Source organism: Synechococcus sp. CBW1006, assembly GCF_015840525.1.
Taxonomy (GTDB): domain Bacteria; phylum Cyanobacteriota; class Cyanobacteriia; order PCC-6307; family Cyanobiaceae; genus CBW1002.
On record NZ_CP060396.1, the window covers coordinates 3,346,218 to 3,363,951 of the forward strand.

19 protein-coding genes are annotated in these 17,734 nt (G+C 63.5%); 4 read left to right on the plus strand and 15 right to left on the minus strand.

Annotated features, from left to right (window positions below; translation table 11 throughout):
* Positions 1-47: 47 nt before the first annotated feature.
* The 8 genes from H8F26_RS16520 to grrP form a co-directional block, all read right to left on the minus strand.
* Complete coding sequence (locus H8F26_RS16520) at positions 48-1,151, minus strand: thiamine pyrophosphate-dependent enzyme (protein WP_231605305.1); 1,104 nt, start codon at positions 1,149-1,151, stop codon at positions 48-50.
* Positions 1,152-1,230: 79 nt separating this feature from the next.
* Positions 1,231-2,760 carry an IS5 family transposase gene (locus tag H8F26_RS16525; protein WP_231605306.1) on the minus strand — a complete coding sequence of 510 codons (1,530 nt, stop codon included), beginning with the start codon at positions 2,758-2,760 and terminating at the stop codon, positions 1,231-1,233.
* A 208-nt stretch (positions 2,761-2,968) separates the two neighbouring features.
* The gene (locus H8F26_RS16530; protein ID WP_231605307.1) at positions 2,969-3,250 is read right to left on the minus strand and encodes a thiamine pyrophosphate-binding protein; all 282 of its coding nucleotides are present in this window, start codon (positions 3,248-3,250) and stop codon (positions 2,969-2,971) included.
* A gap of 59 nt (positions 3,251-3,309) precedes the next feature.
* Positions 3,310-4,182, minus strand: a complete 873-nt coding sequence (locus H8F26_RS16535) for an IS3 family transposase (RefSeq protein ID WP_370594715.1) — start codon at positions 4,180-4,182, stop codon at positions 3,310-3,312.
* A 10-nt stretch (positions 4,183-4,192) separates the two neighbouring features.
* Positions 4,193-4,480 (minus strand): transposase, encoded by a 288-nt coding sequence (locus H8F26_RS19705; RefSeq protein WP_231598098.1) that lies wholly within the window; start codon positions 4,478-4,480, stop codon positions 4,193-4,195.
* Between the two features lie 351 nt (positions 4,481-4,831).
* Positions 4,832-6,037, minus strand: coding sequence for a cyclophane-forming radical SAM/SPASM peptide maturase GrrM/OscB (grrM, locus tag H8F26_RS16540; protein WP_197159288.1), 1,206 nt, complete (start codon positions 6,035-6,037; stop codon positions 4,832-4,834).
* Positions 6,031-6,444, minus strand: coding sequence for a GrrA/OscA1 family cyclophane-containing rSAM-modified RiPP (gene grrA, locus H8F26_RS16545; protein ID WP_197155825.1), 414 nt, complete (start codon positions 6,442-6,444; stop codon positions 6,031-6,033). Before grrA ends, grrM begins: the two co-directional genes overlap by 7 nt.
* 59 nt (positions 6,445-6,503) lie before the next feature.
* Positions 6,504-7,376 (minus strand): extracellular substrate binding-like orphan protein GrrP, encoded by an 873-nt coding sequence (gene grrP / locus H8F26_RS16550; RefSeq protein WP_197155827.1) that lies wholly within the window; start codon positions 7,374-7,376, stop codon positions 6,504-6,506.
* A 252-nt stretch (positions 7,377-7,628) separates the two neighbouring features.
* Between grrP and H8F26_RS16555 the strand changes: the two genes are divergently transcribed.
* A complete protein-coding gene (locus H8F26_RS16555) occupies positions 7,629-8,333 on the plus strand; it encodes an EF-hand domain-containing protein (protein ID WP_197155829.1) in 705 nt (234 codons plus the stop codon).
* A gap of 510 nt (positions 8,334-8,843) precedes the next feature.
* The gene (locus H8F26_RS16560) at positions 8,844-9,131 is read left to right on the plus strand and encodes a hypothetical protein (RefSeq protein ID WP_197155831.1); all 288 of its coding nucleotides are present in this window, start codon (positions 8,844-8,846) and stop codon (positions 9,129-9,131) included.
* Here the strand turns inward: H8F26_RS16560 and H8F26_RS16565 are convergent.
* The 5 genes from H8F26_RS16565 to H8F26_RS16585 form a co-directional block, all read right to left on the minus strand.
* Positions 9,119-9,481, minus strand: coding sequence for a hypothetical protein (locus H8F26_RS16565; protein ID WP_197155833.1), 363 nt, complete (start codon positions 9,479-9,481; stop codon positions 9,119-9,121). The genes H8F26_RS16560 and H8F26_RS16565 overlap by 13 nt on opposite strands.
* A 25-nt stretch (positions 9,482-9,506) precedes the next feature.
* Positions 9,507-11,054 carry a cryptochrome/photolyase family protein gene (locus H8F26_RS16570; RefSeq protein WP_231605308.1) on the minus strand — a complete coding sequence of 516 codons (1,548 nt, stop codon included), beginning with the start codon at positions 11,052-11,054 and terminating at the stop codon, positions 9,507-9,509.
* Positions 11,055-11,079: 25 nt separating this feature from the next.
* A complete protein-coding gene (locus H8F26_RS16575; RefSeq protein ID WP_197159290.1) occupies positions 11,080-11,370 on the minus strand; it encodes a hypothetical protein in 291 nt (96 codons plus the stop codon).
* 77 nt (positions 11,371-11,447) lie between these two features.
* A complete protein-coding gene (gene uvrC / locus H8F26_RS16580; RefSeq protein ID WP_197155834.1) occupies positions 11,448-13,580 on the minus strand; it encodes an excinuclease ABC subunit UvrC in 2,133 nt (710 codons plus the stop codon).
* Between the two features lie 28 nt (positions 13,581-13,608).
* Entirely contained in the window at positions 13,609-14,103 is a 495-nt protein-coding gene (locus tag H8F26_RS16585; RefSeq protein WP_197155836.1) for a flavin reductase family protein, read from the minus strand.
* Positions 14,104-14,200: 97 nt separating this feature from the next.
* Here H8F26_RS16585 and coaD point away from each other — a divergent pair, with 97 nt between their 5' ends.
* On the plus strand, positions 14,201-14,692 hold the full coding sequence (gene coaD / locus H8F26_RS16590) for a pantetheine-phosphate adenylyltransferase (protein WP_197155838.1): 492 nt from the start codon (positions 14,201-14,203) through the stop codon (positions 14,690-14,692).
* 1 nt (position 14,693) lies between these two features.
* A complete protein-coding gene (locus H8F26_RS16595) occupies positions 14,694-15,653 on the plus strand; it encodes a hypothetical protein (protein ID WP_197155840.1) in 960 nt (319 codons plus the stop codon).
* 28 nt (positions 15,654-15,681) lie between these two features.
* On the opposite strand, the gene H8F26_RS16600 is transcribed toward H8F26_RS16595, so the two are convergent.
* Positions 15,682-16,992, minus strand: a complete 1,311-nt coding sequence (locus tag H8F26_RS16600; RefSeq protein ID WP_197155842.1) for a D-alanyl-D-alanine carboxypeptidase/D-alanyl-D-alanine-endopeptidase — start codon at positions 16,990-16,992, stop codon at positions 15,682-15,684.
* A gap of 91 nt (positions 16,993-17,083) precedes the next feature.
* The gene (locus H8F26_RS16605) at positions 17,084-17,611 is read right to left on the minus strand and encodes a DUF4330 domain-containing protein (RefSeq protein ID WP_197155844.1); all 528 of its coding nucleotides are present in this window, start codon (positions 17,609-17,611) and stop codon (positions 17,084-17,086) included.
* Between the last annotated feature and the right edge of the window lie 123 nt (positions 17,612-17,734).

Consider the following 17,734-nt stretch of genomic DNA (forward strand, 5'->3'; position numbering starts at 1 on the left):
GTCGATGGTGGAGGCAGGTAGCGGTTGACTCTCTTCCCCGGGAATCATCACCTCGATGTAGGCCGCGCGCCGTCGTGTCCAGGAATCTGATCGAGAATGCGATCCAGCTCGGCGACCCAGCTCACTTTGGCTGTGAGCCAGTTCTTGCATCCGAAGGCCTGCGGCAGCCGGTAGTACTGCACCGGAGCGAGGTCATCGTAGGCATGGCCACGCTCGCTGATCACATCCTCAATGCCGAAAAGACCGTTGTTGAGCACAAAGATCACCGGCTTGATGCCGTAACGCCCCATCACGGCGAGTTCGTTGAGGGTGAGTTGGTGGGATCCATCGCCCGTCACCATCCAGGTGCGACCGTCTGTCTTGGCCATGGCCACCCCAAGGCAGGCTGGGGTGGCCCAACCGATCGATCCCCACAGACCCTGTCCCTCCGCCGTGACTCCAGCCGGCAGCAGCATGCGGTTGAGATGGGTCATGCAGGTGCCTGTTTCGATCACCACGGTGTCGCCATGTTTCAGGCAGCGCTGCAGCCGTGGATAGAACGCTGCCGAAGAGAGAGGATCCTCGGCGGCACCTACATGCGGTGCCGGCTCCAGCTTCAGATCATGGCCGGCAGCCCGCGGGCTCACCTTCTGACTCAGTGCCGTGAGCACATCATCAATGGCGACATTGAGAAACACCTTCTCGCCGCTCCTCGCCCAGTTGTCCTGAATCGAAACGATGCGGGCCGGGTCGTAGTTGCCCGTCCACAACCCCGTGTTCAGTTCAGTGGTCACGATGCCACCGATATCAAGCACCAGATCAGCCTGGCCCACCAGGGCACGCACCTCGTCAGACGACGTCCAGTCGCCGGCATAGAGGCCGATGTATTGCGGCATCGATTCATCGATGGTTCCCTTCTCGTTCGGCGTGCCGGCGGTGGGCAGGTTGGCTTGGCGGATGACATCCAGGGCCAGATCACGCACGCCCAGCAGCGAGACCAGATGCGTCACCACCGCGACGGGATTGTGGGCGGCCGACAACCGGGACAGGATCGCCGCCATGGCAGCCTCCAACTCTTGAGGGACGCTGCGTTGACGCTTGATCGCCGTGATCGCTGCCCCGGAGATGGCGCTGCCCAGCACCGGCATGTTGCCATTCGCCTCTGAAATCACGATGTAGGGCCTCCTGAGAAGGTAAGAACCACCCCCAGGGCAACAATATGGGGAGGGCCGGCTGACCTCTGAGTGTTGCTCAGGCTGCAGCCGGTTGATTGCTCAGGAGTCGCTCCTCGCCTCTTCGGATGGATTCAGTGCCGATCAGGAGCTGAAACAAGAAGGCAAAAAGGACAAAAAGAAGCTCCAGCAGCTTCTCGAGGTTCATCACCAGTACAGCCAATGCAATGGCTGATCCTTGGGTGGCAGCGAGCTTCTCACGAATCAGACCCAATCCAAATCGCCGCTTCCCCTGTCCGATTTTGCCTTCTACCGCGTTACGTTGCCGTTGATCATCAAGAAACTGTCTCTTCTCTTCTGCCACAAGCTCAGGATCGCTCTTGGGCCGACCAAGGCGAGGTCCACTCAGGCGAATCCCATGACGCTGACAGAAAGCGCGGTTCGCTCGAGTCCGATAGATCTGATCGGCACAGATCACTTCTGGATAATGACCATGACGACGGCGATAGGCTCTTGCCTGAGCCTTTAGATCTTCTCCTTCGTTGTAGGGGTCGTAGCTCAGGCGGTCTAGGTAGGTGAATCCATCACCCGTAACTGAAATTGAGATCTTGGCTCCGAATTCGACATTACATCTGGCTTTGCCACGAACTATGGGCCTGATGTGAGCTTGGAAGAGGCTCACGATCCGATTGGGGATGCTTCTGCTGTCTGAGTGGTAGAGAATCTTCTGCTGGCGAACCAGCTCGCTGACCACCAAGAGTTTGTGATACCAGTGTCTTCCTGCAGCCAAAAGGCAGGCACCGCAAGCGATCAGGGCATCAATACTGCCAAGATTCCGTTGAAGATGGCCGAGCTGCTGCTTAATCGCTCTTCGAATCTTGCTGATGCGAGGGCGCTTCTTCTTTGCCACTGCCAAAAACTGCTGACGGGCTTTCTTTCGATGCGTACGTGGCTTCTGGCCAAACGCCTCTCTGATCGGCGGATGCATCGCATCAATCAGTTTTTCTGTAACTTCTCTGGCTTCATTGAGCAGAGATAAATCAGTCGGATAGCGGATGTCAACCGGTGCGCATGTGGCGTCAATCAAGAGTGTGCCTTGGTTGGCCGATGGCATAGACGTGTGATCATTGCTGCCATGCCCCGTGGAAGAACCGCCACCTTTGTCTGCACCTTGATCATCGTCGGCATCTGCGGCCTGGATCACATTCAGCCCATGGCGCACGATCCGTTCGTTGCAGTCGTTGATCACTGACTCCGGCAGGCGCTTCCGGAAATAGACCATCATCGATGGATCGAACGGTGCTGAGAACTGGAACGCTTCTAATCCAATGAAGAATTGCAGGTACGGATTTTCCTTGAGTTGCTCAACCAGCTCCTCGTCTGTGATCGCCATGCGAGCTTTGATGATCAGGGCACCCAATGCCATTCGAAATGGCTTGGCAGGTGCCCCAAAGCCTTTGCAGAACTGCGACGCGTAGTCGTCCTCCAGCTCATCCCAGGGAATGAGCTCAGCAAGCTTGATCCAGCGATTGTCACCAGAGAGTTTGCCGCCAAACGGCAAGAAGAAATCCTCAAACGAGAGCTGATGACGATGCTCGCGCCGATACATGTGGAAAACTCTGGACTGCTTTTCGGCGATATCGAGCCGAATTGAGCACATTCTACAGTTGAAATCTGCTCGGATCCACTGCGGCGCAGCCGCTTTGCCCTTTCTCAGGAGGCCCGATGTAGGTGGGCATGCACTGGCGCAGAGCCGCTCGGATCACCCGTTCCAGTTCATCGATGCAGTTGTCAGGGGTGAGCACGGCGCTCACACATCAGGCGGCGGCAGAGAGAGATTGAAAGCGGTTGTAGACGTTATCGCCCAGGTTGTGGTGAGTGATCAGACCCAGCTTCTGGATACGTTCGCTGGGCATGCCCACGAGGTGAAAGACCGGTAGGCGATGGGCTTTGCTGCCCATGACGCCATTGATGGCTGACAGTTCACCCACCCCATAGGTGGTTGAGAGCATGGCCGCCCCGCGGATGCGGGCGTAACCATCGGCGGCATCGGCGGCGTTGAGCTCATTGGCACAGGCCACCCAGCTCAGGCCGGGCACGGCTTCAGTCGCATCATCGATTGAAAAGGCATAGTCGCCCGGTATGAGGTGGGTGCCATTTATTGGACAGGTTTGGTCCCTGACATCGTTAACCCTGGGCGGGAGGGACAGGATTCGTTCTCAGTGTAGACCTCATGGGGAGTTCGACCTCCCAGAGAGCTGTGGGGCCTTACATGGCAGTACCTCCACAGAAAGCGGGCCAGGCTGATTTCTGCCTCCCAGCCATCGCTGTAGGCACGTAGGTACACCTCCTCGTACTTGACTGTGCGCCACAGCCTTTCCACCAGGATGTTGTCATAGCAGCGTTTCCTTCCGGACCAGCTGATCCTGATTTTCTCGGCTTGCAGCCTTGCCACGAAGTCCGTGGAGGTGAACTGGCATCCTTGGTCGGAGTGGAAGATCTGTGGCTTGCGGCCAGCCCCCAGCGCCACGTCCAGGGCTTCCAGGCAGAATTCCGTGTCAAGGCTGTTGGAGAGTTTCCAGCTGAGAACATTCCTGGAGAAGAGATCCACGATCGCCACCAGGTAGAGAAAGCCTTTCTGAAGCGGGATGTAGGTGATATCAGTGGCCCAGACCTGATCCACTGCCGTGACCAGGCTGAGATCCACCAGGCAGGGGAAGCGCTCGGATGGATGACCCGGAATCGTCGTGCGCGGTTTCTGGTAGATCGCCCGTAAACCCATGCGGCGCATGAGGTTTCGCACCCGGTCACGGCTGATCGGGATCCCATCTCTGGCCAGATAGCCCACCATCCGGCGGCTGCCGCAGCAGGGATCCTCCAGGTAGAGAGTATCGATCCTGGCCATGATCCGCAGCGTCGATTCCCGCGCCGGTGTGGGCTGGTAGTACAGCGTGGATCGAGGCAGCCCCAGCAGCGCACATTGGCGGCTGACACTGAGCTCAGGGTGGTCGTGATCGACCAGCTTGCGCAGTTCATGGGCATCAGAGCAGCTGAGACTTTTTTTTGAGCCATTCCAGCTCCATCTGGAGCCGGCCGATCTGCTGGAACAGCTCCGCTTCCTTGGCCTGCCCCTCGTCCTTGTCCTTGGTCTTCTTGCCCCTGGTGAACAGCTCGCTGGCGCCGTCCAGCAGCTGCCGCTTCCACTGGCTCACCTGGATTGGGTGAATAGCGTGATCAGCGGCGATCTCCTGGATCGTCTTGCGGCCACTGATCGCCTCCATGGCGACCCTGGCCTTGAACTCGGGGCTGTGAGTGCGGCGTTTGCTCATCGGTGGGAGCCCCTTTCAGGGGAGGTGCCCCGCCTCAGAGGTTAACGATGGGCCCTGTCCAGAAAAACCAGACCACCTCAGTACGCCGAAAATGCGATCAAGGCCCAGCTGCGCCAGACGAGTCAGTACATACTGAGCAACGGTGAGCTGAGACATTGTCGGATCGACAACAGACCAAACTTAGCCTTTCTCCTGATTCGGTTTGCAAGCAACTCATCATTACGGTTATTCAGGCCAATAGGAAGGTAAGAAGCCAACTCTCAAGACGCCGTTGCAAACACTTCCGTTAGAGTCGTAATGACTTTTTGGGGCGCGTGACTGCCAACATCCAGGGCAGGGGCAAGGTGGCCTTCAGGTCTCGCCCGGTACCGGAACGGGAGGCGATGGCTGCAGAGGCGGCCCTTGCTCGAAGCGCTCCAGCAGAACCTGCACGGGAATCTTGGTGCCGAAGCGGCAGGCGTGGGTCTCACTGGCCCGCAGGCTGCCGTGCTCCCAGAACTTGTTGCTGCCGTTCCCGCCTCCGCAGAAGCCGAAGGCCTCACAGCTCTGGTGGCAGTTCGCCACGCCTTCCGCCATGTCGCCCCAGAGGCGATGGAAGCGTTCAGTTGTGGTGGATTCCACCAGGGACATCTCACGCAGATTGCCGAGATTGAAGCTGCCGTAGGTGTCGCTGGCCACCGAGAGCAGCTCGGGATCGAAGGTGGAGAAATTCCCAAGGGCATCGACACTCAGGATCGAGAAGGGCCGGTTGAGTTCGTTCTGCTGCATGCGGCGTTGATCCTGGATCAGCCCGATCACCTGATCAAACTCCCGCAGGATGACGGGAAAGCCGTCCTGCTCACTCAGATCCCAGAACGTTCGCAGAAAGTGCCGATATTGCTCCTCCCGGTCCTGCCCCTGCATCGAGGAGCTGGTGTGAATCCCCTCCTGTTCCTCCACGTTGAACCCCACGGCGCTGATGCCGTTGTCGCGGAAGAAGCGGTAGATCCGCTCCGGTTGCTCCATCGCTGCCGCCGTGATCACGGAGATGCAGTGGAAGGGCAGGTCATGGCGATGCAGGGCCTCGATCCCCTTCATCGCCAGGCCATGGGACCCCAGGCCGTTGCGGAATCGACGGTTGGCGTCGTGAATATCTTCGGGGCCATCCACGCTGATGCCCACCACGATTCTGTTGCGACGGAAGCACTCACACCAGGCGTCGTTGATCAGGGTGGCGTTGGTCTGCACATGCTGCGTGAACTCGATCTCCTCCGCCTGCCACTCCAGCAACGACCGGCGGATGATCGCGGTCGCTTCGTCGTACCAGCTACAGGGCAGAGTGAGCGGCTCGCCGGCATGCCACACCAGGGCAAGCTCCGGTCCGCAATAGGGACTCTCCAGTATGCGCTGCATCAGCAGCGGCAGCAGGCTGAGGTCGAAGTCTCGTTTCTTCTGGCGATCCGGCAGATAGCAGTAGGAGCAGTCGAGGTTGCACAACGAGGTCGACTGCACCACCACCAGGCCGATGGGGCCGAAGCGGCTGAGATCAGGCCCGGCAGAAGAGGCTCGGATCACCAGTTGATGAACGTACGACCAGACCCATTGCGCCAGGCATCACCGCCACCGTTGCGCCAGGCGGAGCTGCCCCCATTCCCCCAGCCGCCGCGGTAGGACCCATTGCTCCAGGTGGGGCGGCTGTTGCTCCACTTGGCGCCGCCTTTGCCATTGCTCCACTTGCCGCTGCCACGGGTGTTCTTGAAGGCGTGACCACCGCCGTTACCCCACTTGCTCTTGGCAATCTGCTCGCCCTCGACGGCAGTGGGTCGCAGCAGATTGCTCCAGTCGCCATTTCTGACGGTCTCAATGCGGCTGTCGAGACTGTTGGCAGGATCCGGCTGGCCGTAGACAAGCGAAGCTTCGGCGCTCTGGCAGAGAGCGGCACTGCAGGCCAGCAGAACCTGGAAGGCAATCAGGGAGCGTTTCATCAGGACAGAAGGGTGCGGACGGTGATGGCACTCAGAGGGGAGGAATCAGAACGGGAGCATCACTCGGCACCCTGTTGGTCCGGCGGCTTCACGGTGGTGGAGATCTCCGCCGTGGAAGTCAGGATCAACGCGTAAAAGTCGCTGATCTGCTCTTCGGAGAGTTTGATGGCGCTGCCAGGTCCCACCCAGCGATTCACCATCTCACGGGAACCGCTGTCGCCGTCCACATAGGCCTGCATCATCTGGGCGATGGCCAGGTTGCCGGCGGTCAGCAAGCCAGGATTGCTCTGCGCCACGATGCAACCGATGCCGGTTCGGGCATAGGGGTAGTCGGGCACTAGCTTCTTGTTGCCAGACCCCCTGTTGGCGGCCAGCCAGAGGCTTGAGCCTGCCAGGATGTCCACCGTGTTGTCATTCAAAGCGGCCAGGGCCTCTGCCGGAGTCTTGAATCCCCTGAGCTTGGCCGCAGGCACCACACTGGCGATGACCTGGGCGGCGGCGGAGTTGTCCACCACCCCCACGGTTCTGCCGCTCAGGGAGTCAGGTGTGCCATCGACACCGGCGGGTGCCAGCAGGCGGGTGCCACCAATGGCGAAGGGAAGGGTGAAGAGCGCCTGCCGGGTTCGGGGCCAGGTGAAGGCCACGCCGCAGGCAATGTCGGCCTTGCCGGTGGTGATGGCGTCGAACCCCTGATCGATGCTGGCCACCGGCATGAAGCGAAGGCTTGTGGCCCCCGCCTCGTCTTTCACGGCGTTGAGCACATCAACGGCGAGACCCTCATAGCTGTCGCCCCGCTTCTCGATGAACGGCAGAACGGCATCGAAGACCACGGCCCTCAGTTCGCCCGTCGCGGGGCGGGACTGGGCGGGAGGCGGCATCAGACCGGCCAGCAGCACGAGGGCACCCAGGACGGGGACGAGCCGGGAACGCATCGGAATCCGCTGAACGACCATCCATGGATATCCGGTACCGCTGGGGCCAGTCGGCAGGACATACATATTGAAAGGAAGGCTGGCTGAGTCAGGCACCATCGGTCCTGGCCAGGGCGGGCATCCTGCGGTGTTGATCGCACTGGCCACCGCCAGGGGAACGTTGCCCTGGTTCCCGATGCAATCTCAGGGGCGTGCCAGGCCCCATGGGTGCCGTCAGTGCCGGTAGCGTCAGCTGATTCCCCGGTCCCATGGATGGTGAACGGCTCTGAACGACCTGAGCGCCCGGCGCCCCAGGCTCCGGCAGGGCATCTGCCGGTCCAGCTGATCCACCGCTATCTCCGCCTGTTTGCCTTCTACGACCGCGATGGCGACGGACGCCACACCCTGCGCGGCGATTTCGAGCCGGTGGCTGCTCAGCTCGCTCAGCGCTGGCAGGGTCGGAGGACTCCCTTCCCGAATCTGCTGCAGCTTCTTCTCGACACCTACAGGCACGAAAACGCGCGTCGAGACAGCGATCACAACGGACAGGTGACTCAGGTGGAGTTCGTGGCCTCCCACGCGCGGGTGTTCGCTGCCTTCCAGGCCGATCCGGATGGTGCACGGCGGTTCATCGCCCGGTCCGCCGGGGGTTTTTTCGACGTGCTCGACCTCGATGGCGATGGCATGCTCTGCCTCGACGACCTGGCGTCCTTCGCCTCCGCCTACGGCCATCCCACCGGCAGCATCGCCGCCAACCTCGATGCGATGCTCGCCGGCCTGGGTTTGCCGGCAGGCCTGCTGCCACGCGAGGCTTTCCTGACGCTGGTGGAACAGTATTGGTTCGATCCCTCCCCTGAGGCGCCCGGCCGCCACCTCTTCGATGGCGTGGGCCTGTCCGATCCATCCGATGCCCACACCGCAAGCATTGCCCCCCCATCAGTGGATGACAAGCTTGGACTGGATGGGCCTGAACGCTGAACGGATTGGAGGGGTGCACTGTTTGTTCCCCGATCATTCGATTCAGACATCGCTTGCTGATCACAGCAAAAAACCTCGCCAGGGATTGATCCAAAACATCCTCAATGGCCGCATTCTTCGCCATTGCATGCCTGGTTAACGGGCAAGGAAGTTCAACAGCAGTTATCAGCAATGGTCATCCTTGTCGACAGCAGCCATACAATGAAGGTTAGACGCTCTTGACAGCTGATCGCCCAAGAAAAGGTATCCTTATAACTCACTCCTCTTTTCAGATCCATTCTCCTTAAGATCCATATTTCCGAAATCCCTCCCATTTAGTGCTGTTTCTCATTTGAGAGATCCAAGCTCTTGAATCCGCTAGTTTCAGCCGATCCAATCCTCCCTTTCAGCAGGGGTTGAACCATGGCTCACCCATTGAAGCGTTCGTTGGATAGGTAACGCCTTCCTCCATAGGATGACGTTGTCGTTGTCAGGTGGGAGGCGCCCCCAATCTGTGGCTCAATAAACTGGATGATGGGTTGCATCTGGCGGTGCTGTTCGTGCCCGACGATCGCGGCACACCACCACGCTGCGCTCAGGGCACTGCGGGATCTCTCCAATCACAACAACGACGAGGGCCGCCCCTTCATCGAAGGCCAGGCAGAGCTGCTGGGTGGCGGCCGCATTCCGGTTGGTCATGCCAACGTCAATGACCCGCCGGTGTATCGCTTCTTCCGCTACCTGGAGGCGATCACCGGCAGCCCGATCGCCTTCGGCCACAAACCACACCCCTGCGATCTGCTGGTTCAGCGCAACTGAAGCAGATCCATCAGTCGCTGGCGCATCAGGGCGATCGGCTGGTCGGCTTCGATCAGATGCTCTCCTGTCGGCCAGGGCTCGAGCACGGCGGCCACGGCGGTGAGAATCGCCCGGTCCTGATCGATCAGGCCCCGCTCGAACCGCACCATGGCAGCAGCCGGCACCTGCTCTTCGGTGTCGTTGCGGACGTAGAAGCGGCTGACTCGCGTGTCCTGGGGATTGGTGGGCACGGCGTGGAACACGATCGGCTGCCGCAGGCCCTTCGGCCATTCCAACTCCAGGTTGAGGCCGAGCGGCGCAATCCAGCTCACCCGCCGCTCCACCGTTCTGGATCCCGGCAGATGTGGCATCTCGCGGTCTCGGGAGGGGTGGCTTTCAGCCCCGACCGCGACTCTGATCGCCGAGAGGCCAGCCGTCACTGTGCAGCTCCGCCGTCGCCTGGATCTCCGTCAGTTCCTCCTCAGGGATCTTCTCCAGTTGGCGCAGCACGAGCGTCATGCGGCCGTTGCGGCTCAGTTCGTACTGGTGGCGGGCGAGGAAATCCCAGTAGTGGGCATTGAGCGGGCAGGCCTGCGGGCCACTGCGCTGGCGGGGGTCGTAGCGGCAGCCCTGGCAGTAGTTGCTCATGCGGCGGATGTAGTTGCCGCTGGCGGCATAGGGCTTGCTGGCCAGGCGCCCGCCATCGGCGAACAGGGCCATCCCCAGCACATTGGTCTGCATCACCCAGTCGTGGCCGTCGATGAACATGCGATGGAACCAGGCGGTGAGGGCCTGGGGATCGAGGCCGGCGATCAGGCCATAGTTGGCCAGCACCATCAGCCGCTGGATGTGGTGCGCGTAACCGGTGGCCTTCAGCTCCGCCAGCACCGTGTCGAGGCAGGCCATGCCGCTGCCGCCCAGCTCCTCGAAGAACGCCGGCAATGGTCGCTGGTGGCCGAAGTGATTGCTGGTGGCATAGGCCTCACCGAACCAGTGGTAGAGGCCATGGGTGTACTCGCGCCAGCCGAGGATCTGGCGGATCACCCCCTCCAGCCCCGCCAGGGGCGTCCCCCGCTCCAGGCCCGCCGTCTCCAGCCGGCGGATCACCTCCAGCGGATGGAGCAGCCCCAGGTTCAGATAGGGCGAGATCAGCGCATGCCAGAGGGTGGGCTGCCCCTGCACCATGGCGTCCTGATACGGCCCGAAGCCATCGAGGCGGGTGGCAATGAAGTGTTCCAGCACTGCCAGGGCCTGCTGCCGGCTCACCGCCCAGCCGAAGGGACGGGGACTGCCCGGCAGTGGCGGCAGCCCTTCCGCGCGCCGCTGCTCCTGCAGCCGCTCCACCCGCTCGATCACCGCCTCGGTGATCGCATCCGGGGCAAAGACCAACGGTGCCGGACCCTCCAGCCCCCGCGGCGGTGCCTTGCGGTTGTCGGCATCGAAGTTCCACTGGCCACCCAGGGGACGGGCCATCTTGCCCTCCCCCTCCAGCAGCACGCCGAAACGGCGGCGCCCCTCGCGGTAGAAGAATTCCAGGCGCCACTGCTTCTGGCGCCCGGCCCACGCCGAGAACGCCTCCCGGCTCCAGAGGAAGGCGTTGCTGGGCAGCCACACCAGGCGCACCGGGAGCCGCAGGGCATCGATGGCCTGGCGAAACTCCCGATCCGCCGGCTCCATCAGACGCAGCTCCTCGATCCGGTGCTCGGCGATCCAGCCCCGCACCGCCTCACCGGAGCTGGCCGCCTCACGGTGATCCACCTCCCAGCCCACCTGCCGCAGCACGATGGCGAAGTGCCGCTGGGCGCTCCACTGCAGCACCAGCTTCTGGCAATGAGACGCCCGGCGGCGGAGTCCCGCGGCGCTCTCGACCAACAGCACCCGCGCCTGCCCCGGCCCGGTGCTGGCCAGGGCGGCCTGATCGGCGCTGAGCTGATCGATCAGCACCCAAACCCCCAGCCTGGGCGCGAGGTCAGCCAATCGGCTCACCGCTGAGACGGCAGGCGCGCCGGGTCACCGCCGCCACATAGCCCCGCTCCACCGGTCCCGTCGCCGGGCTGAGGCGCCCATCACGGCAATCCACCACCAACCGCTCGTGGTGCCCCTGCTGATCGCTCACCCGCAGGCGCAACTGGAAATGGTGCTTGGCACTGCGGGTGATCTGATCTGCGCAGACCGGTCCGATGCACAGGCCCGGCTCCGCCAGGGCCTGCGGGATCCAGGACTGCGGTATCAGAGCCTGCGGTGCAAAGTCCAGTGGCACGGGCACGGGCAGCAGGGGAAGCGCCACCGCCAGAAGGCTCAGCAGCAGACCATTCAGCAGCAGGCCAGGGATGTGCCTCAACCGGCGAGCTCCAGAGGGGTTCCATTCTCCTGGCTGCCGCAGTCAGGAGTGGAATCGGTGAGGCGTGGATCCGGATCCGCTGCTGGTGCCGTGTCGGTGTCGGTGTTGATGTCGGGGGTGTCAGCATCCGCATCCGGGTGGAAATAGGCCCAGATCTGCTGCGCCAGGGCCGGCCCCACCCCCGGAGCCTCGGCAATCCGCTCGGCACTGGCCAGCTGAATGGCATCGATCGAACGGAAGTGAGCCAGCAGCTCCTTGACGCGCTTGGGCCCCAGACCCGGAATATCGGAGAGGCGGGAGCGTTTCATTCGCTCCCCCCTCTGCTGCCGGTGGAAGGTCACAGCGAAACGGTGGGCTTCATCGCGCAGGCGACGCAGCAGCTGGACACCCAGCTGCTCGGGCTCGCTTTCGAGCGGCTCCCGGGCACCGGGCAGAAAGACCTCCTCCCGCTGCTTGGCCAGGGAGCAGACCACCAGGTCCTCATCGAGATTCAACTCCCGCAGGGCCTCCATCACCGCCGAGAGCTGCCCCTTGCCGCCGTCGATCATCACCACATCCGGCCAGTCATTGAGCCCGCCGGTGTGCAGCGCCGAATCGGCCGCCCGCCGCAGCTCACGCAGATCCGCCCCCTCGGCCTTGGCCTGGGCCCAGCGGCGGAAGCGGCGACGCATGATCTCGGCCATGGCCATGAAGTCGTCGGAGTGGCCGGATCGGATCGAACTGCTCTGGATCTTGTACTTGCGGTAGTGCTGCTTGGCTGGCAGGCCATCGAGAAACACCACCTGCGACGCCACCGCATCGCTGCCCTGGATGTGGCTGATGTCATAGCCCTCGATGCGGCGGGGTGGATGGGTCAGATCGAGCAGCTGGGCCAGATCTTCCGTCGCCAGCGTGTTCTGTTCACTGCTGCGCTGGGCCCGCTCCAGCTCATAGCCGGCATTGCGAACCACCAGCTCGATCAGCTCGGCCTTCTGCTGCCGCTGCGGCACCACCAGCTTCACCCGGCGACCGCGCCGCTCCGCCAGCCAGTCCTCAATCAGGCTCTGCTGGGGCAGGGGGTATTGCAGCAGCAGCTCCGGCGGAATCTCCACCGGTTCCACCTGGCTGTAGTGCTCCTCGATCACCCGCTGCAGGATCCGGCCCAGGGCCTGTTGCCGCTCCGGCGCGGCTGGCAACTCCCCGCCAGCTCCTTCCTCCGCAGCGGGAAGGGCCACCGCATCGGCGGTGAAACCGAGTCGACCCACCAGCTTGCCGGCGCGCATCTGGAACAGCTGGACCGCCGCCAGCCGGTCATTCGCCGCCAGGGCCAGCACATCGCGGGAGACGGAACTGTCCCCCAGGCTCATCTTCTGATCAGCGGTGAGGTTGGCCAGACCCTGCAGCTGGTCGCGAACCCGAGCTGCCGCCTCGAAATCGAGCCGCTCGGCATAGCGCTCCATCTGGACCTGCAGCAACTCCAGGAGCTCATCATTGCGGCCCTGAAAAATCATCGCCACCTTGCGGAGGATGTGGTGATAATCGTCCGAGCTGATCTTCTCCTGGCAGACACCAGGGCAGCGGCCGATATCAAAGTTCAGGCAGGTGCGATCCCGATGTAGTGGCTGGGGCCGTTGCCGCAGTGGAAACACCCGCTTGACGAGGCCCAGGGTGCGGCGCAGCAGTCCCACATCCACATAGGGCCCGTAGAAACGATCCAGCGGGCTGCGCAAGCGGCGGCGGCGGGTGATGAACAACCGCGGATAGGCCTCACTCCAGGTGATGCAGAGATAGGGATACTTCTTGTCGTCCTTGAGCAGCACGTTGAAGTGCGGCTGGTTCTGCTTGATCAGGTTCGACTCCAGCGCCAGCGCCTCCGCTTCGCTGTCGGTGACGATGAACTCGATCTCACACACCTGCCGCACCATCAGGCCGATGCGGGGGCTGTGCCCCTGGGAGGCCTGAAAGTAACTGCGTACCCGGTTGCGCAGCAGCTTCGCCTTGCCGATGTAGAGGATGCGATCGTCGGCGTCGCGCATCAGATAGCAACCCGGCTCCGCAGGGACCGCCTTGAGGCGGGCCCGCAGACGCTCAGGCTGTTGGATCAGGGGGCGCTGGGTGGCCCCGGCGGGCTCGGGGAGGGACTCAGCCACGGGGCAAACCACCGGGTGCTGCGTGGGATCAGCCGCCGTACTGCCAGCCGGTGCTGCTCAGCTCCAGGGCACTGGCATCGCGGTGCAGCACAGCGCTCTTCACCTCACCCACGAAGACGGTGTGATCACCGTGGGCCACCTGCCCCACCAGCTCACACTCAACGCCGCCCAGGGCGTCGTTGAGAATCGGCAGGCCGAGGGGGCCGAAGCTGAAAGGTGCGGCATCAAAGCGACCACCCATGGCTTTCTGGGGCTTGAAGAACACGGCCGCCAGATCCTTCTGATCGGAGCTCAGCACGTTCAAGGAAAACCGTCTGGTGCGCTGGATGATGCCGTTGCTGGTGGAATCGGCCCGCACGGCCATCACCACAAGCGGCGGCTCGAACGATCCCTGGGTGACCCAGCTGGCGGTGAAGCCATTCACCTCTTCGCCTTCGGTCACGCCGCAGATGAACACCCCATGGGGGATCTTGCGCAGGAGCACCTTCTTGGCTTCGGCGTTCAGGCCGGGCTGGTCGGACATGGCAGGGGAGGGCGCGGACGCCCGCGGCTGTCCTGACTCTAGAAAGCCATCCGCAGGTGAAGCAGCCCATAGGCTGGCCGCCAGCAGGAACCGAGCGATGCGCGCCCTCTACCCCGGCAGCTTCGATCCCCTCACCCTGGGCCACCTCGACCTGATCGAGCGATCCGCCGGCCTGTTCGACGGCGTGATGGTGGCGGTGCTGCAGAACCCGGGCAAGCGCCCCGCCTTCACTCTGGAACAACGCCTGGAGCAGATCCAGGCCGCCACCGCCCACCTCGCCGGTGTGGAGGTGGGCAGTTTCGACGGACTCACCGTCGACTTCGCCCGCCAGTGCGGCACCGCCGTGATCCTGCGGGGCCTGCGGGCCCTGAGCGACTTTGAGTTCGAACTGCAGATCGCCCACACCAACAAGAGCCTGGCGCCCGCGGTGGAAACCCTGTTCCTGGCCACCGCGGTGCACCACAGCTTCCTGAGCAGTTCGGTGGTCAAGGAGGTCGCCCGCTTCGGCGGCGATGTGCGCCACATGGTGCCGGCGGGAGTGGCGGAAGATCTGGCCAGGCTCTTTAATCGGACATCCCCGACGGCCTGAGATGTCCGAGTTGCGCATCACCGTGCTCGATCAGCTGGAGCAGCTTGAGGAGCTCGTGCTCGATGGCAGCCGCATCCCCTTCAGCGGTGGGCGGCTGGTCAACGAGCAGGACGCCATCGAGCTGATGGATGCGCTGCGGGAGGCTCTGCCTGGTCAGATCGAGCAGGCGGACGAGCTGATCCGTCAGCGGGAGAGTTTCATCGTGAAGGCCCGCCAGCAGGCTGAGGAGATCGTCGCCCAGGCGCGGCGGGAGCGGGAGCAGCTGATTCAGAACGCTTCGGTGCGCCAGGAAGCGGAACGGCAGAGTTCCGAGATGCGCGAACAGGCTCGCCAGCAGTGCGAGCAGGTGCTGTTACAGGCCCGTCAGCAGGCTGCCCAGGCCGAACAGGAGCACCAAACCAGGCTCGCCCAGATGGAGCAGCAATTCGCCGCCAGGCGCCAGCACCTGGAACAGGAAGCCCAGGGCCGGCGCCAGCAGATGGAGCAGGAGGCGACCGAACGCAACCGCCTCCTGCTGGAACAGCACGAGCGCTCCCGCCAGCAGAGCCTGCAGGAGCTGGAGGGCATTCGCCAGGAAGGTCTGCGGATCCAGCGCGAAAGCCAGGCGGAAGCCGAACGGCTGCAGAACGATGCGCTGCAGTTCCGCCAACAGACCCAGCAGCAGTGCGAACAGCTGATCGCCCGCAGCCGTCAGGAGTCGGCCACGGTGCAGGAGGGGGCCAATCGCTACGCAGAGCAGGTGCTGGGGGAGCTGGAGGGCCGCCTCAAGGACCTCAGCCAGGTGGTGCTGGCCGGCCGCAGGGAACTGGTGCGGATGCAGACCGAGGAGTCCGTCACCGCCAGCCGGCCAACCACCTCGGCATCATCTCCAGCAGAGGCCGCTGAGGGCTCCGGCGGATCGGTCAGCCGGGCCCGCCGAGCCGCCAGTCGGCTGCGGCAAGTGGCCGGCGGTAAAGGCTGACGAACACCTCAGACCCACTGGGCACCAACTAGACAGCTGGGCAGAGGCCGGCTGTCTGGGCCTGGCGCAGCACTCGACCGATGGTGGTGTTCGGAGCAGCGGCGCCGTTGGAGATGGCACTCACGTAACGGGTGCCGTCCGGGGAATCGAGCACTCCACTGATCGAGCGCACCCCGCTGATCGTGCCGGTCTTGCCGTGGAAATGGCCCTGCAGCGGTGTTCCCACAAAGAGGTTGCGCAGAGTGCCGCGTTGACCTGCGATCGCCATCGAGGCCACGTACTGGCGGCCATAGGGGTGCTGATCCATGCGCAGCAGCAGGGCCGCGAGCATCCGGCTGGTGAGGCGGTTGGCCCGGTCCAGACCACTGCCATCCACGACCCGCAAGCCCTCGGTCGGCAATCCCTGCTCCGTGAGCCAAAGGGTCGCCGCCTGCCGGGCCTGATCAAGATCCCAGGTGCCGCTGGCCTGGCGCAGCAGCACCTCGGCCGTGAAGTTGTGGCTTTCGGTGTTGGCCAGGCTGAGCAGCCCGTACATCTGCAACGAGGCCTCTTCATGCAGCAACACCGCATCGGCAGGCAGGGGTGTGGCGGCTGAAACCAGGGCCAGACGAGCCTTGCCGCCCTGCTGGACCATCAGCTTCTGCAACAGCGCCTGAAGACGAGCGGGCGGGTTGGCCACGGCATCGTGAATGGCGTTGCTGGTGACGGCCAGGCGCGTAATCGGAGCGCCGTAGGCATAGGCCCGATCGGCCGGGTGCCAACCCTTGGGCCACCAGGCCTGGGCCGGCTCCTCGGCCAGTTGCAGGGTCACCAGACCGGGGGTGTCACCGGGGCCACCACCGGAGCCGAGGGCGAGCTTGGCGAAGCGTTGAAGCTGTGGCACCGCCAGATCGGGATCGCCCTCGCCGGTGAGGCGCAGGGTGCCATCGGGCAAACGCCACAGGCGGGTGCTGAGGTGATAGTCCGGACCGAGCCGATCGAGGGCGAAAGCGGTGCTGATCAGCTTCTGGTTCGAGGCCGGAATGCGGGGCTGGGTGCCGTTCACGTCCGCCAGCAGACGGCCGCTGGAATCCGCCACCGAGACGCTCCAGACCGACCGTTCGCCACCCAGGGCGGCCAAGAGCCGTTGTTGCAGGGCGGGACAGCTCACCTGGGTCTGAAGGCGCGGCAGGCCGACCGGTTGGGGCGTGGCCGGCAGGCTCAGGGCCTGGACCGGCTGCAGAGCCACCGGAGGCGGCGCGGCCAGAACCGCCGGCCGCTGCTGGGCAAAGGCGCTGAGCGGCGCGGCCAGCAGGCTGAAAGCCGTGAGGGCCAGGGCAGACCTGCAGGGAAGACTCATGGGCTGCGATGACTGCTGGGACAAGCTCAGCCATGGCGACGGGTTGAGCGGGGTCGAGGGGTTCGCCTTGAGCAAGGAATCGGAACCCATTTCAACCCTCCCCGACCTGGAGGTCGGTCACGACACCCTGCACGCGGTATTGCTTGCCCTCCAGCTCGACCGGAGCACCGATCTTGAGGCTCTGGTTACCGAAGACCACCCCACCCTCGCTCCTGCGGCCCTGGCCCTCCAGCACAAACCGGGCATCAAAACGGCCGAAGACGGCCTGGTTGGGATCAATCGCCGTGACCACCGAGCCATTCGGCTGCAATGCCACGAGGCGGCTCTGAAGTGGGATCAGCTTCTGGATCGCCACGGTGCCGTGAGGCTGGTTACGGATCACGATCGCTACCTTGCGCTCCGTCTCGATGGCGGAGATCAGGGCGCCAGGGTCAGCCACAGGGACACCCCTCACATCCACCATGACTTTGACCGGCCGCAGATCACCGGTGGCCTTCGCCACGGCACTGCTCAGTTTCGGGCTCCAGATCACGCCAGCGGCGGCCAGCAGCACGGCAACAGCTGCTCCCGCATCCACCAGGCTCCAGCCGCGGGGTCGGGATGCGGGGGAATCAGCCATGGGCCTCCATCTTTGAGGGAAGTGTAAGGAGGGCAACCATGGCCCTCAAGCCCCAACGCGAAAGCGATGGTGCTGGTTTCCATTGCAAAGGCCAACTGGCTTCCGTGGCACAGACCCGCTGGC